Consider the following 14,411-nt stretch of genomic DNA (forward strand, 5'->3'; position numbering starts at 1 on the left):
GGATATATTTTTAAAGATAAAAATATAGAGGTGAATATAGATGGTTATTCAATTACAAAAAGGACAGAAAATCGATTTAGGTAAGACAAGCCCTGGTTTAATAAAAGCAGTAATTGGTCTTGGATGGGATATTAAATCTTATGACGGTGGATCAGATTTCGATTTAGATGCATCTGCCTTTTTATTAGATGCAAACGGAAAATGTACGAAGGAAACTGATTTTATTTTCTATAATAATTTACAGTCTCCTTGTGGATCTGTTTTACATACAGGAGATAACCGTACAGGCGAAGGCGAAGGCGACGATGAGCAACTTGTTGTAGATTTGAAGAAGGTTCCAGCAGATGTTCATAAAATTGCTATTACAGTTACGATTTATGATGCAGAAGGCCGTAGTCAAAACTTTGGGCAAGTTGGAAATGCGTTTGTTCGTTTAGCGAATGAAGAGACGAATGAAGAAGTTCTTCGTTTTGATTTAGGGGAAGATTTCTCCATCGAAACAGCAGTTGTCTTTTGTGAATTATACCGTCATAATGGACAGTGGAAGTTTAATGCAGTAGGAAGTGGATTCCAAGGTGGTTTAGGTGCGCTTGTAAGAGCGTATGGCTTGGATGCATAGAAAGGAAACGATATTCGTTTCCTTTTTTTGACCTTTCTATAAATCTAGCAAAGAATAGGGGATAAAGGTAAGATGAGTATTTTGCAAGGAATCCTTGATACGTATGCTCAGTTTTTCGACTTGGACATGTGGATTAAAGTGTTGCAAGATCCAGTATCTTGGGGATTAATAGGTACACTTGTTGTACTTGAAGGGTTGTTATCTGCTGATAACGCACTTGTGTTAGCGGTAATGGTAAAACACCTTCCGGAAGAAAAACGTAAAAAAGCATTATTCTATGGACTTATTGGAGCTTATGTGTTCCGCTTTATTGCGATTGGAATCGGGATGTTCTTAATTAAATTAGCATGGGTAAAAGTGTTAGGTGCACTTTACTTAGCGTGGCTTTCAGTTAAATACTTCATTGATAAAAGAAAAGGTAATGCAGAAGAAGAGGAATCTCATGGTATGAACCAAAATAGTATTCTCTTCAGAATGTTCGGTGTCTTCTGGGGAACAGTTGCGATGGTTGAATTAATGGATATCGCATTCTCTGTAGATAGCGTACTTGCTGCATTTGGTGTATCTAATGAAGTTTGGATTTTACTATTAGGCGGAATGCTAGGTATTTTAATGATGCGTGGTATCGCTGGTGTATTCTTAAAATTGTTAGAGCGTATTCCAGAACTTGAAACGACAGCATATATTTTAATTTTAATTATTGCAGCAAAAATGTTATTGTCTGTTATTCATATTGAAATAAGCCATACAGTGTTCTTCATTATTTTAGTTGTAGCATTTGGAGCAACATTTATACTTCACTATATGAAGAATTCTGGACAAGCTAAAGAAGAAGTAGCAGCTACTAAAGAAGACAATAAATAATTGAAATGGGTTTGCTCGTTTTGCGAGCGCCCATTTTTTATAACCAAAAATAGTTTATAATAGAAGAAGGACTTAGAAAAAACGTAAATGTTTTTGGAGGTGAACTGTTGTGTTTTCACGTTTTACACTTCAACCATATGCATTAAAAGATGAATCAGATTTAAAGCAATTTGAAGCGCTTTTAGAAAAACGCCCACAATATGAGCTGACAGAGAATGAGATGAAATTTAGTTATATAGCATGTCGAATCCTAGGCGTTCCTAATGATGTAGATGAATATTTTAATGAACTGTTTGATTATAGTGAAGCGAAAGGAATCGAAGTTTTACACGAACAAAATTTAAACAAAGTGATTGATTCAGAAAAGCTTCGTCATATTCAAGAAGTGTTCGGATTACATCAAGAAGCACCAAATGGTCTGACAGTAAATAGGTTAGTTGCACACTTATCTGGGAAACAACTTTTACCGAAAGTAGACAACCCTGATTTACAGCATTACATACATACGACGTTTATTGCAGTATTGAAATTATATGAGAAACAACATAATCAGTCGTTAAAGACAGAAGGCTTCCGTCGTTTCTTAATCGACATAATTAAACTAAGCGAAAATTACGTAGCGAAGTGGTTCTCTACGATTAATTATAAGAAACAGATGCCACGTATCGTTTGGTATGGTGATGCACAGGAAAGCCGTATATATTTCTTATATTTTCTTATTATGCTCGGTTGTGATGTGCTTTATTATCACCCCGAAGGAAAAGATGGATTTGAAAATATTGATGAAGAGGGAAGAACTTTTATTGTGTCCCATCCGGGTCGCATTTCTCTTGAACCATTCCCTGATCGCCGCCGCGAGCGTGTTGCAACAGTAGCGTATCAAGCTTCGAAAGAAATTGAACAAGTACTTCACCACGATAATTCACTATTATATAAACCGTGGCAATTCCGTTCGTATACACCTGTAGCACGTACGTTAAAAACGACATATGATGAACTCTTTTTAATTACGAAAGAAAAGGCATTTGTACGTCCAACATTCTTTGTTGAAAATAAACATATTTATATTCCTTCTTTATTTGCGAAAATATCAGGCGTTTCAAAGAATGATAAAGAATATTTTCAACGATTAAAGGCTGTTACATCATTTGATAACAGTTTATTAATTAATACATTCCCGTTTACGAAAGAGCAAAAAGCAAACTTCCAATATCATTATCGAGATGCATTGGACCGAGCTGGAAAATTACATCCTGATCTAATTATGAATAGCCATTGGTGGCCGCATAAGCGTTTACCGGAAGGTTTACAACATGGGATTGCAGAGGCGATTATCCATACGTGCGAAAGTGAAATGTGCAAACCAATTGCGAAAGAGACGAAACAAGATGTAGCGCTATATGTTTTCGCACAACTTTCTCAAATACCACCCAATATTTTAGAACAGCTTGAGAAATTTGATTATTCACAAGATGTACCGAAAATTGTTATATTTAATAATGAGAAGAGCGGAGAATTAACTCGTTCTGACGCTGTTTTATTACTATTTTTGAATCAAATTGGAGTAGATGTATTCCATTTCAATCCCACGGGCAGAAACGATATTGAACCATATGTTGAAGCGGGAGCATTTGATTCCCATTGGCTTGAAGAAGTTAATTTCGATCTTGAGTTTCATGGTTCATCAGCCTATAAAAATTTATCACAAACAATAAAAGGACTATTTCGTCCATTTTTATAAGGAAAGGGAGAATACCATATGAATAACCCAGTCGTACTAGATTCGAAAACTGAATTGAATGAGCAAACCGCACAAGATGTTCGCTTGCAACTTAGACAAGATGCAGATGTGCAACGTATTTATAACGCAGTAGATATTAAAGATCAATTGGAATTAATTGAACTTGGAAAAGAACCTTCTATGGAAATTTCACGTTTTGCTGATCAAATTTTACATACAATGTCATTATCAAAGATAGAAGATTCTGGTGAATTGTTAAAGCAACTTGGTAAAATTATGGACAGATTTGATAGTAAAGACTTTGCAGAAGAAAAAAGTGGTTTCTTCTCGCGCATGTTCAAAAAAGCGGATAAAATGATAGAAAAAATCTTTAGTAAATATCAAACGATGGGCCGCGAAATTGATAAGGTTTATGTGGAAATTACGAAGTACCAAGATGAGATGAAAAAATCAATTGGAACGTTAGATGGCTTGTATGAGCAAAACTTAAAATATTATTTAGACTTAGAGAAGTACGTAGTAGCAGGAGAAATGCTATTAGAGCGTTTAAATACAGAATTAGTTCCGATGTATGAAGAGCGCGTGCGTAATAATGATCAATTAGCAGGTATTGAATTAGAGTCGCTTAAAAACTCGGTTGAAATTTTAGAGCAACGTATTGATGATTTAGAAAAAGCGCGTATGGTTGCGCTACTTACAGCGCCGCAAATTCGCATGATTCAACGTGGTAATAATAAATTAATTGGTAAAATCAATACAGCATTTATTACAACGATTCCTATCTTTAAAAATGGTATCATTCAAGCAGTAAATGCGAAACGTCAAAAGCTTGTTGCAGATTCTATGGCTGAACTTGATCGCCGTACAAATGAATTACTTAAGAAAAATGCACAAAATATCGCAACGCAAAGTGTAGAAGTAGCGAGATTATCAGGTTCTTCTAGTATTAAGATGGAAACGCTTGAGGAAACTTGGAACATTATTTCAAGAGGTATGCAAGAAACACAACAAATTGAAGAACAAAATAAACGTGAGCGTGAAGAAAGCCGCAAGCGTATGGCTACATTAACGGAGAATATCAAAAAAGAATTACAAGGATAAATGAAAAGGCAATGAGGAATATTCCTCATTGCCTTTTAGTTTCTCTTCACTAATTTAATAATCTCATTCACAATAAGTGGAATGATACTCAATAAGAGAACAAATCCCCAATCTCGCATCGTTAATGCATGTACACCGAATATATTTGCAAGGGGCGGGATGGAGATGATACAAACTTGCATAAGAACACCGATAAGAAGGGAGAAAACTAAATATTTATTTGTAAAGATCCCAATTGAAAAAATTGATTTCGTTCTTGAACGCAAGTTAAATGAATGAACGAGCTGAGAAAAACTAAGAACGACAAATGCCATCGTTTGAGCGTGTAATAGAGCATCGTCATCAATTCGCTCTGGGAAAAGAGGGAATAAATTTGTATCTCCAGTATAGAATTTTGCTCCGGCGATAAAAGCTATTAGCGTTAAAAGTCCAATGATAACTCCATTGAAAATTAGGAAAGGAACGCTACCACTAAATAAGCTTTCTTTTGCATGTCGTGGTTTTTCCTTCATCACATCTGGATCTTCAGGATCAACCCCAAGTGATAATGCAGGCAGTGTATCTGTAATTAAATTCACCCATAAAATATGAATAGGTCGTAGTGGTGTTGCCCAGCCGAGTAAAATTGCTAAAAATAAAGCGATAATTTCTCCGAAGTTACAAGAGAGTAGGAAGAGAATTGATTTTTTTATGTTGCGATAAATATTTCTACCTTCTTCAACAGCTTTCACGATAGATGAAAAATTATCATCTGTTAACACAACATCCGCTGCCCCTTTTGCAACGTCTGTTCCTGTAATGCCCATCGCTACGCCGACATCGGCTTGCTTTAAAGATGGTGCATCATTGACGCCATCACCAGTCATAGAAACGATATTTCCTTTCGCGCGTAATGCCTTTACAATTTTCACTTTATGCTCTGGAGAGACTCTAGCGAATACATTTAAATGATTAATTTTGCTAGCTAGTTCTGTATCAGAAATGTTATCTAATTCAGTTCCAATCATAATTTCCGATATTTCTTCAGCAATGCCAAGTTCTTTGGCAATTGCAAAGGCGGTATCTTTATGGTCACCAGTAATCATAACTGTGCGAATACCGGCTTTTTTACATTCTGTAATTGAATCTTTCACTTCAGTTCGTGGTGGATCAATCATACCGACAAGACCAATAAAGATAAGATTTTCTTCAAGATGATTTATATCCACATCGTTTGAATTGTATTGTTTAAATGCGAATGAAAGTACTCTTAAAGCCTCTTGAGACATTGCTCCGGCAGCTTCTAATATTTGATTTTTATCAGAATCAGTTAAAATCTCGATTTTGCCGTTTTTAAAAATATGGGTACATCGAGGTAAGAGCTTATCAATAGCGCCTTTCGTCATGCTATAGTAGCTTTCATCGTATGTATGTACGGTTGACATCATTTTACGATCTGAATCGAAAGGTACTTCGTTAACACGTTCATGTATTTTTTCTAAATGATCTTTTTGCATGTTAAAAGTGGTTCCAGCAACGAGAAGTGCAATTTCAGTCGGGTCTCCCGTTTGTGATTCGTTATTGTAAGAAGCATCATTACATAGCACCATATTTTCTAACAATAGACGTTGCGCATCATTATTTACATTTAAACTTTCTAAGTGATCGTATGTGTTATCACTATAAAAGTGAGTAACGGTCATTTTATTTTGCGTTAACGTACCTGTTTTATCTGAACAAATAATTGTGACAGAACCGAGGGCTTCAACAGCTGGTAGTTTCCGAATGATAACGTTTTGTTTAATCATACGTTGCACACCAATTGCAAGAACGATGGAAACGATAGCTGGCAAGCCTTCTGGAATAGCTGCAACGGCTAAACTAATAGCAGTCATAAACATTTCTAACGTATCCCGGCCTTGTAAAAAACCGATGAGGAACATAACGATACAAATAGCTACAGCGACAAAGCCTAAATATTTGCCGACTTGTGCTAAGCTTTTTTGAAGTGGTGTCATATCATCGTCTGCTTCATGTAAAAGGGTAGCAATCTTACCAATTTGTGAGTTCATTCCAGTTTCAACAGCAATACCGACGCCTCTTCCGTATGTTACAAGAGTGGACATAAATGCCATGTTTTTTTGATCGCCGAGTGGTACTTGCTCATCACTTTGCATGGAAGGGTGGTAGATTGCATCTTTATCAACAGGGACAGATTCACCAGTTAGAGCAGATTCTTCAACTTTTAAATTTGCGGTTTCAATAAGGCGTAAATCGCATGGGATATATCGTCCGGCGTCGAGCATAACGATATCCCCTGGAACGACGTGCTCAGATGGAATTTCTTTTAGTTCACCATTTCTCTTGACGATAGCTTTAGGTGTTGCCATCTTTTTCAATGCCTCTAAAGCTTGTTCTGCTTTCGATTCTTGGACAACACCGATAACAGCATTTAAAACTACAACAAGCGCGATAATACTGGCATCCGCCCATTCACCTACAAAGGCAGAAATAAGGGCAGCAATAATAAGGACATATACGAGGACGTCATTAATTTGGGCGAAAATACGGTGCCATAAAGTGCGTTTTTGTTTTGTAGCTAATTCATTAGAACCGTATTGCTTTAAACGTTCACTTACAATCTCATCTGTTAAACCGTGTTGTTCGTTTGTTTCTAGGTCAATCAATGTTTGATCTTTCGTCTTACTGTACCAATTGCTCATAAGTAAGCACCTCCAGTAAAAACAGTTAGCAATGGTAGTGTTGCTATTATTTGTGAGTAGTATGTATGGAGAAAAAATCTAAGGTGAGGTTCTACTTCTATTGTACAATATTTTACAGTTGGTTGAGGGAAAGAGAAGAGTTGTCATGAATTTGTTGGAAATAAAAAAGAGCCTCATATAAGAGAGGCTTTTTTACTTTTTAATTAATGTACCTAATTCTTCTGTAATAGCTTGCATTTCACTAATGCTGAATGTTTCACGTTTCATAACATGATCATAAATGTCACGTAAATCTTCGTACATTTCTTCGTTAAAACTAGCAGCTCTCATCGCTCCAGCATTAACCATACGTAATTTTTCTTTAATAGCTTCGACCATGTATTCAACGTTTTCTTCTGACTTTACGGATAAATCCACCGAAGTGTCCCCCTTTAAAATAACATAAGGCTATCTTAACATTTTTTATCATTTTCGTTAATGGATCTTTTCAATCCTATTAAATTAGTAGGGATTTCCTTTATATTTCATAATTGGTTGTTTATACTATAAGTATATATGAAGAAATGCACCAAGAAGGGAAGAAACAAAAACATGGTTCAAGTATTGTTTGTTTGTCTTGGGAACATTTGCCGTTCTCCGATGGCAGAAGCGATTTTTCGAAATCTTGTCGTAAAAGAGGGACTTGAAGAGAAAATTGTCATTGATTCTGCAGGAACTGGAGATTGGCATGTTGGCCATCCGCCACATAAAGGAACACAAAAAATTTTAAAAGAAAATGCAGTCACTTTTGAAGGAATTAAAGCAAGGCAAGTAGAAAAAGAAGACTTAACAAAGTTTGATTATATTATTGCCATGGACAACAAGAATATAGCAGATTTAAAAAGTTTAGGTAAAACTGGAGGCTATATTGGTAGGCTGTCCGACTTTGTTCCAGACGGTGGCTGGACAGACGTTCCTGACCCTTACTATACAGGGAATTTCCAAGAAGTATATGACCTTGTAACAGAAGGGTGTGCAAAGCTATTAGCTTTCATTCGAAATGAACAAGGAATATGAGGAAGCTTAGAAAGAAATACTTTCTAACATAAGAAATGAAAGGGTGAAGGAATATGGCAAAGAAAAATAATATTGCTCGAAACATTGCGATTGGTGTAGCGGCAGGTGTAGCTGTATCCATGTTAAAGAAAGAAAACCGTGAAAAAGTAAAAAATACAGCAGAAAAAGCAAAAACAAAGATGATTGAAATTGGTGAAAATGCAAAGATCAAAGAAAAAGTGCAAACTGTTACAGATAAAGGACGCGAACTTGCTGATTTCAATGTGGTAAAAGCGAAAGTAGCAGAAATTAAAAAATTAACGCCATCTGTTGTAGAGACGTTAAAAGAAACGAAAGAAATTTTTAGTAAGAAAAAAGTTGAGCCAGAAGAAAAGCCAGAAACGATTGAAATTCAAGCTGTATCTCCAAAGGTAGATGAGCTGAAAGCAGAAGAAGAGCCAGTAGTTGCTGAAGATGGTGGTATGAAAGAAGCGCGTGAATTATTTATAAAAGACTCAAATGCAGTGGAAAAAAAAACTGAAGCGTACATTGAGTTAAAGCAAGATAAAGAAGAGAAGAAAAGCGTTTAAACATATATGAGAAAAATTTTAGAAAAGGTGAGAAGAAATCGTACTTATTCGTTTGGTAAAGATTTATATGACCGGACGATGCGCGATGATGTAGCGGGCTTGGCAGCACAGCTCGCTTATTTCTTCTTGCTTGCAATTTTTCCTGGGCTCGTTTTCTTAATTACGCTTCTTGGATTTATTCCCATTCAAACAGAGGATGTGCTTAGTTTATTAGAGGTTTATGTACCAGATGATGCAATGAACTTAATTGAGGTAAATGTAGATAAAGTTGTAAACCAGCAAAATGGTGGTTTATTATCATTTGGTTTATTATCCATGTTATGGTTTGCCTCAAATGGTGTTAATGCGGTTATGAATGCTTTTAACCGCGCTTATGACGTGAAGGAAACACGTTCTTTTATTACAACAAGAGCGTTATCAATTGTGTTTACATTAGCTATTATTTTTATGATTGTCTTTGCGTTAATTGTTCCGGTATTCGGACAAGTTATTGGAGCAGCAGTGTTTAAAGCACTCGGTTTATCAGATAGTTTTTCTTTCGTATGGAGCATTACACGATTAGTAGCGAGTTTCTTCGTACTATTTGCTTTGTTTAGTTTCTTATATACATTTGCACCAGATCGAAAGTTAAAAAGAAGAGAAGTTATTTCAGGGGCGTTATTTGCTACTGTAGGATGGATTGTGGTGTCTTACTCATTTGCTTATTATGTAGATAAGTTTGCGAATTACGCCAATACATATGGTGGTCTCGGTGGTATCATTATTTTAATGTTATGGTTTTATTTAACTGGATGGGTAATTTTACTTGGCGGTGAAATTAATGGTTTACTCCACCATTATAGAACCGGTGACAATAATTCCCGTAATGAATAATGAGTTCTTGTTCCATAATAAAAAGGAACAGGGGGGATATTTCATGAGTAATAATAAAAAGAACCATAATAATAAAAGTAATAATAAACAAAAGAGCAGTTCGCATCCAAAGCATAAAACGAGTAGCAGTGCGAACGGTCATAATAGCTATCACTAAAAAAAAACGGGTCCTCTATGAGGGACCCGTTTTATTTGCTTCCTTTTAGTAATCGTAAGCCATTCAAAATGACAAGAATCGTACTTCCTTCATGGCCAATAACACCGAATGGAAGAGCTAAAAATTGCAAGAAGTTTGAACAAATTAGCATGGCAATAACGGCTAGCGAAAAGATTACGTTTTGCTTCACAATACGGTTCATTCGTTTTGATAAACGAATTGCTTGGGAAAGGCGAGATAGTTCGTTCTTCATCAGTACAACATCTGCAGTTTCTAAAGCTACATCTGTTCCTTCTCCCATTGCGACACCAATGCTAGCAGTAGCTAGTGCAGGTGCATCATTTATACCGTCTCCGACCATTGCTACTGTACCATATTTTTCTTTTAACTTTTTAATCGTTTCAACTTTTGTTTCTGGTAAGCATGATGCGTAATATTCCTTTATATTACTTTCAGAGGCAATTGCTTTTGCCGTTTCTTCATTATCTCCAGTAATCATAATTGCTTCGACACCAATGCTTTGTAAATCACGAATAGCAGCTATTGTTTCTTGGCGAAGCGTATCTTTTAAAGCGATAAGTCCAAGAATGCCTCCCTCATCACTAATATAAACGACAGTTTTACCTTCTTTTTCAAGTGAGGCAGAAATACCATTATGAAATGTCTTTGTTTCTTCACCGATAAAATCAGCTTTACCTATTTTATAAGCGTTGTTTTCCAATATTCCTTTTAGACCAAAACCAGTTACATCTTCAACCTTTTCTGGTTTTTTTAAAGTAATGTCGTACGCATGTTGTGCATATTTAACAATGGATTCAGCTAAAGGATGTGTAGAGTGACTTTCAATTGATGCTGTAATATAAAGTAATTCTTTTTCTGTTATATTTTCTCGAACATATACATCTGTTACGGTAGGTTTACCTTCTGTTAATGTTCCTGTTTTATCAAACGCGATTGCTTTCACAGAAGCAAGGCGTTCTAAATGTATACCGCCTTTAAAGAGAATACCGTTTCTCGCTCCGTTAGAAATGGCTGATAACGTAGCTGGTGTAATGGCAGCTACGAGCGCACAAGGAGATGCGACTACAAGTAAGATCATAGCGCGATAAAACGTTTCATTCCAGCTCCAGTCAAGTAAGAAATGAGGAACGAACATCATAAGCGCAACAACGAGTAGTACACCTTTTACGTATGTTCCTTCAAACTTTTCAATGAATAGTTGTGATGGTGATTTTTCACTTTGTGCACTTTGGACGAGACGGATAATCTTTTGGAATAATGTTTGATCGCTCGGCTTCGTAATTTTAACTTCGATAGCACCACGTAAATTTACAGTACCGGCAAATACTTCATCGCCATGTCTTTTCTCATTTGGAATAGGTTCTCCTGTGATTGCTGCCTCATCGATATTTGTTTCACCGTTATGAATCGTACCGTCAGCAGGAACACGTTCACCGGGTTTAATTAAAATAATGTCGTTAATTTGTAACTCTCCAACAGGAACACGTTCCTCAGTTCCGGTGGAAATACGTAATGCTTCTTCAGGTTGTAAGTCAAGAAGAGCGGAAATTTCTTTTTGGCTCTTACTTAACGTATAAGATTCCATAGCACCGCTGAGTGCAAAGATGAAGATTAAAATAGCCCCTTCTGCCCAGTAGCCAATAATTGCAGCACCAATAGCTGCAAAGAGCATTAGCATTTCAACATTTAGCTCTTTTTCTTCAATCGTATCTTCAATTCCTTCTTTTGCTTTTGCATATCCACCAACTATATAAGCAAGGATATAGCAAGTAATACCTACATTTATTGCATCGTTCCTTGTGAATAGCCAGCCAGCTAAAATAAAAATACCAGATGCCACTGCAAATACAAGTTCATAATGTTTTTTTAATGTGTCCCATAAAGAGGGATGAGAAATTGTTTCTTTTGCGTGTAACGTTTTTACTTCTGAGTTCATTACTACTCGCTCCTTCCGAATTCTTATTGAGAAAAATAATCAAAATCGAAACCCCTATAAAACGACGAAAGCTGCCATCCATAATGGATAGCAGCATTTCTGTTGAATCTGTTTTTAATCGTTCTTATGTTGTAATTATTCTATAGTATATCATATGTTTTTATGAGATGGTACGGTTTTGTTTCAAGTATAAACGGAAAACTTGTGTTTTCGCAATTCCTTTGGTATATATGAATATTGTTCATAAAAAGGTCGGAAAGGAAGACAACAAGTGAAGACAGAGAAATTTTTTACCCATCCGATTGGCGTATTTATTGCTGCAATAGTAGCAACTTTTTTATGGGGAAGCGCATTTCCTTTTATTAAATTAAGTTATGTTGAACTTGGAATTCAACCACAAGAAGTTGGAGAGCAAATATTATTTGCCGGTTATCGTTTCTTTTTATCTGGATTCATGCTCTTATTATTCTTTAAAGTGTTAGGAAAAGATATGAGCTTCAAAAAAGGAACGGGGAAACAGTTAATACAAATTGGTTTATTCCAAACGTTTCTTCAATATATCTGTTTTTATATTGGAATGAGTTATAGTTCGGGAATTGAAGGAGCTATCATTTCAGGGACATCATCATTCTTTCAAATTTTACTCGCCCATTTTTTATATAAAGATAATGCCCTCAATATGAGAAAAATAATTGGCGTATCGATTGGCTTTTGTGGCGTCGTTTTAGTAAATGTGCCGAGTGATGGTAGCTTATCATTTCATTTTGGAATCGGAAGCTTATTACTTCTTAGTGCAGCAATGCTGTATTCATATGGAAACATATTAGCGAAAGAAGGTAGTAAAACGTTAGATGTTGGCTATATGACAGCATACCAAATGATGTTTGGTTCTATAGGATTATTATGTATAGGGGCTTTACAAGTTGGAGTAATGCCATTTACATTTAGTCTACATGCACTACTTATGCTGATTTATTTATCTTTCTTATCTGCAGCTGGTTTTTGCATTTGGAATACAATTATGAAGTACAATAAGGTTGGAAAAGTATCTATGTATATGTTCTTTATACCCGTATTTGGTGTGTTATTATCGAGCATGATTTTAGGTGAAGCAATTCATTCATTTGTGTTACTCGGTTTAGCATGTGTAGCCGCGGGAATTATTGTGGTAAATCGGACGCCAGCTAAGCAAAAAATAGAGAAAGAAAAACAAGTAGCATAGAAAGCAGAAAAGCGATTACAATGGAAGAACAGTACTGTTCTTCTTTTTTATAGAAAAAGGATAATAGACTAAGTGTAACGAAAAAAGATACAAAAAGCATTTATTGAGGAGAACATATTATGAATCTACTTTACGTGGTGTTAATTGGGCAAATACTTCTTTTTTTAATTGGTGCAATTTATGCAATGCGGCAGACAAAAAGAACGAAAGATAATATGCCGTTACCTTTAGCAATCCGTCTTATTCTTAGTTTTTCTTTAACAGGTAGTGCAATTTGGATATGGTTACAAGATCCATCTGTAGAGTATAGTACGTGGGTTGCACTTGGTATGACTTTATCGACTGTGGGAGATTTGTTTATGGCTGGGCTGATTCCAATTGGTCACAGGTTAATTGGTGGGATGGTTACTTTCGCTCTTGCTCATTGTTTTTATGTAAAAGCATTTTTGCAAACAGGAATTTCGTGGAATGGTTTTTGGATTGGCTTACTCGTATATGGGCTCTTTCTAATTGTAGGATGGTTCTTCTTTATCCGAAATGATAAACAGGATAAATTGTTTACGATAGGAGCTCTAATTTACGGATTGTGGGTTGGAGGAATGGCTTGCTTTGCATTCGCCTTATATTATGAAAATACAGGAATATGGTGGATACCAGCGTTTGGTGGTTTACTGTTTGTGATTTCTGATTTTATTATTGGCGTGACAGATATCGGAGGGCGTAAATTGAAGTATGAGCCACTTTGGATTTGGTTTACATATGTAGCTGCTCAAATGTGTATTGTATATGTGGGATTATAAAAAGATACTCTCAAAATAGTGAATAGACTATTTTGAGAGTATCTTTTTTGCTTGTTTAATTTAATCAGTATTTTTATTTTTAAATTTCTAATATTATAATTTTATAATTCAGAATTTTGTAGAAAATAATCGGTCGTATTATTTATAATAAAAGTAAAAAGATGATGAGTTGGTGAAATGATGCAAAAGAAAAAACGTTGGCGTGAATTCTTTGGAACTATTGCAATTGCGTGTTTATTGGTGTTTTTGGCGAAAATTTTTGTGTTTTTTCCGACGACTGTAAAAGGAGCATCCATGAGGCCGACGTTGCAAGATGGAGATAAGGTAATTGTTAATAAGTTAGCAAAACAATTTGAAAGCTATGGGAGAGAAGACATTATTGTTGTGAAAACAGATAATTTTTATGTCAAAAGAGTGATTGGATTATCTGGAGATATAATTGAGATGAGAAATGATCAATTATATGTGAATTCTGAAGTGATAGATGAAGAGTATTTGGATAGTAATAAAAAACAAGCAGAAAAAAAACTTATGAATTTAACAGAGGACTTTGGACCGATTACAGTTCCTAAAAATAAGATTTTTGTTATGGGAGATAATCGCTTAATAAGTAAAGATAGTAGAAATGGTTTAGGTTTTATTGATAGAGAAGATGTGTTAGGTAAGTTAGCAGGCATTTATTATCCGTTTGAAAATATGAAGATAATAAAGTAAAAAACCAAGCAAATTTTAGTTTGCTTGGTTTTTTTG

The 14,411-nt window shown here is 35.5% G+C and carries 13 protein-coding genes; 10 read left to right on the forward strand and 3 right to left on the reverse strand.

Annotation, left to right across the window (positions count from 1 at the left end; all coding sequences use genetic code 11):
- Positions 1 to 40 precede the first annotated feature (40 nt).
- The 4 genes from ACQRBL_RS02060 (at position 41) to ACQRBL_RS02075 (ending at position 4,325) form a co-directional block, all read left to right on the forward strand.
- Positions 41 to 619, forward strand: coding sequence for a TerD family protein (locus ACQRBL_RS02060; RefSeq protein ID WP_411996136.1), 579 nt, complete (start codon positions 41 to 43; stop codon positions 617 to 619).
- Between the two features lie 72 nt (positions 620 to 691).
- The gene (locus tag ACQRBL_RS02065) at positions 692 to 1,483 is read left to right on the forward strand and encodes a TerC family protein (protein ID WP_023520991.1); all 792 of its coding nucleotides are present in this window, start codon (positions 692 to 694) and stop codon (positions 1,481 to 1,483) included.
- A gap of 109 nt (positions 1,484 to 1,592) precedes the next feature.
- The gene (locus tag ACQRBL_RS02070) at positions 1,593 to 3,224 is read left to right on the forward strand and encodes a YceG family protein (protein WP_000492846.1); all 1,632 of its coding nucleotides are present in this window, start codon (positions 1,593 to 1,595) and stop codon (positions 3,222 to 3,224) included.
- A gap of 18 nt (positions 3,225 to 3,242) precedes the next feature.
- Positions 3,243 to 4,325 (forward strand): toxic anion resistance protein, encoded by a 1,083-nt coding sequence (locus ACQRBL_RS02075; protein WP_153217494.1) that lies wholly within the window; start codon positions 3,243 to 3,245, stop codon positions 4,323 to 4,325.
- Between the two features lie 35 nt (positions 4,326 to 4,360).
- On the opposite strand, the gene ACQRBL_RS02080 is transcribed toward ACQRBL_RS02075, so the two are convergent.
- Both ACQRBL_RS02080 and ACQRBL_RS02085 read right to left on the reverse strand, forming a co-directional pair.
- Entirely contained in the window at positions 4,361 to 7,027 is a 2,667-nt protein-coding gene (locus ACQRBL_RS02080) for a cation-translocating P-type ATPase (RefSeq protein ID WP_411996137.1), read from the reverse strand.
- A gap of 192 nt (positions 7,028 to 7,219) precedes the next feature.
- On the reverse strand, positions 7,220 to 7,444 hold the full coding sequence (locus ACQRBL_RS02085; RefSeq protein WP_000366196.1) for a DUF1128 domain-containing protein: 225 nt from the start codon (positions 7,442 to 7,444) through the stop codon (positions 7,220 to 7,222).
- Between the two features lie 174 nt (positions 7,445 to 7,618).
- Between ACQRBL_RS02085 and ACQRBL_RS02090 the strand changes: the two genes are divergently transcribed.
- The 3 genes from ACQRBL_RS02090 to ACQRBL_RS02100 are packed head-to-tail and all read left to right on the forward strand — an operon-like array spanning position 7,619 to position 9,525.
- Positions 7,619 to 8,083 (forward strand): low molecular weight protein-tyrosine-phosphatase, encoded by a 465-nt coding sequence (locus ACQRBL_RS02090; RefSeq protein ID WP_000250916.1) that lies wholly within the window; start codon positions 7,619 to 7,621, stop codon positions 8,081 to 8,083.
- Positions 8,084 to 8,136: 53 nt separating this feature from the next.
- Entirely contained in the window at positions 8,137 to 8,652 is a 516-nt protein-coding gene (locus ACQRBL_RS02095) for a DUF4075 domain-containing protein (protein ID WP_001085387.1), read from the forward strand.
- A gap of 6 nt (positions 8,653 to 8,658) precedes the next feature.
- Positions 8,659 to 9,525: a YihY/virulence factor BrkB family protein gene (locus ACQRBL_RS02100; protein WP_001226536.1), complete on the forward strand. Its 867-nt coding sequence runs from the start codon at positions 8,659 to 8,661 to the stop codon at positions 9,523 to 9,525.
- Between the two features lie 188 nt (positions 9,526 to 9,713).
- On the opposite strand, the gene ACQRBL_RS02105 is transcribed toward ACQRBL_RS02100, so the two are convergent.
- Entirely contained in the window at positions 9,714 to 11,639 is a 1,926-nt protein-coding gene (locus tag ACQRBL_RS02105; protein WP_063546352.1) for a heavy metal translocating P-type ATPase, read from the reverse strand.
- A gap of 271 nt (positions 11,640 to 11,910) precedes the next feature.
- On the opposite strand from ACQRBL_RS02105, the gene ACQRBL_RS02110 reads away from it, so the two are divergent.
- The 3 genes from ACQRBL_RS02110 to lepB all read left to right on the forward strand — a co-directional run bounded on the left by ACQRBL_RS02110 (position 11,911) and on the right by lepB (position 14,375).
- Complete coding sequence (locus tag ACQRBL_RS02110; RefSeq protein ID WP_411996138.1) at positions 11,911 to 12,861, forward strand: DMT family transporter; 951 nt, start codon at positions 11,911 to 11,913, stop codon at positions 12,859 to 12,861.
- A gap of 119 nt (positions 12,862 to 12,980) precedes the next feature.
- Positions 12,981 to 13,661, forward strand: coding sequence for a lysoplasmalogenase (locus tag ACQRBL_RS02115; RefSeq protein WP_001051080.1), 681 nt, complete (start codon positions 12,981 to 12,983; stop codon positions 13,659 to 13,661).
- 177 nt (positions 13,662 to 13,838) lie between these two features.
- The gene (gene lepB / locus ACQRBL_RS02120; protein ID WP_000983309.1) at positions 13,839 to 14,375 is read left to right on the forward strand and encodes a signal peptidase I; all 537 of its coding nucleotides are present in this window, start codon (positions 13,839 to 13,841) and stop codon (positions 14,373 to 14,375) included.
- The last annotated feature ends 36 nt before the right edge of the window (positions 14,376 to 14,411 follow it).

The sequence above is a fragment of the Bacillus sp. AF62 genome, from assembly GCF_050312695.1.
GTDB classification, from domain to species: Bacteria; Bacillota; Bacilli; order Bacillales; family Bacillaceae_G; genus Bacillus_A; species Bacillus_A cereus.

Coding starts and splice junctions, on each gene's coding strand:
- ACQRBL_RS02100 (WP_001226536.1), top strand. CDS start 8,659: ATGAGAAAAATTTTAGAAAAGGTGAGAAGAAATCGTACTTATTCGTTT.
- ACQRBL_RS02060 (WP_411996136.1), top strand. CDS start 41: ATGGTTATTCAATTACAAAAAGGACAGAAAATCGATTTAGGTAAGACA.
- lepB (WP_000983309.1), top strand. CDS start 13,839: ATGATGCAAAAGAAAAAACGTTGGCGTGAATTCTTTGGAACTATTGCA.
- ACQRBL_RS02095 (WP_001085387.1), top strand. CDS start 8,137: ATGGCAAAGAAAAATAATATTGCTCGAAACATTGCGATTGGTGTAGCG.
- ACQRBL_RS02075 (WP_153217494.1), top strand. CDS start 3,243: ATGAATAACCCAGTCGTACTAGATTCGAAAACTGAATTGAATGAGCAA.
- ACQRBL_RS02105 (WP_063546352.1), bottom strand. CDS start 11,639: ATGAACTCAGAAGTAAAAACGTTACACGCAAAAGAAACAATTTCTCAT.
- ACQRBL_RS02080 (WP_411996137.1), bottom strand. CDS start 7,027: ATGAGCAATTGGTACAGTAAGACGAAAGATCAAACATTGATTGACCTA.
- ACQRBL_RS02090 (WP_000250916.1), top strand. CDS start 7,619: ATGGTTCAAGTATTGTTTGTTTGTCTTGGGAACATTTGCCGTTCTCCG.
- ACQRBL_RS02115 (WP_001051080.1), top strand. CDS start 12,981: ATGAATCTACTTTACGTGGTGTTAATTGGGCAAATACTTCTTTTTTTA.
- ACQRBL_RS02065 (WP_023520991.1), top strand. CDS start 692: ATGAGTATTTTGCAAGGAATCCTTGATACGTATGCTCAGTTTTTCGAC.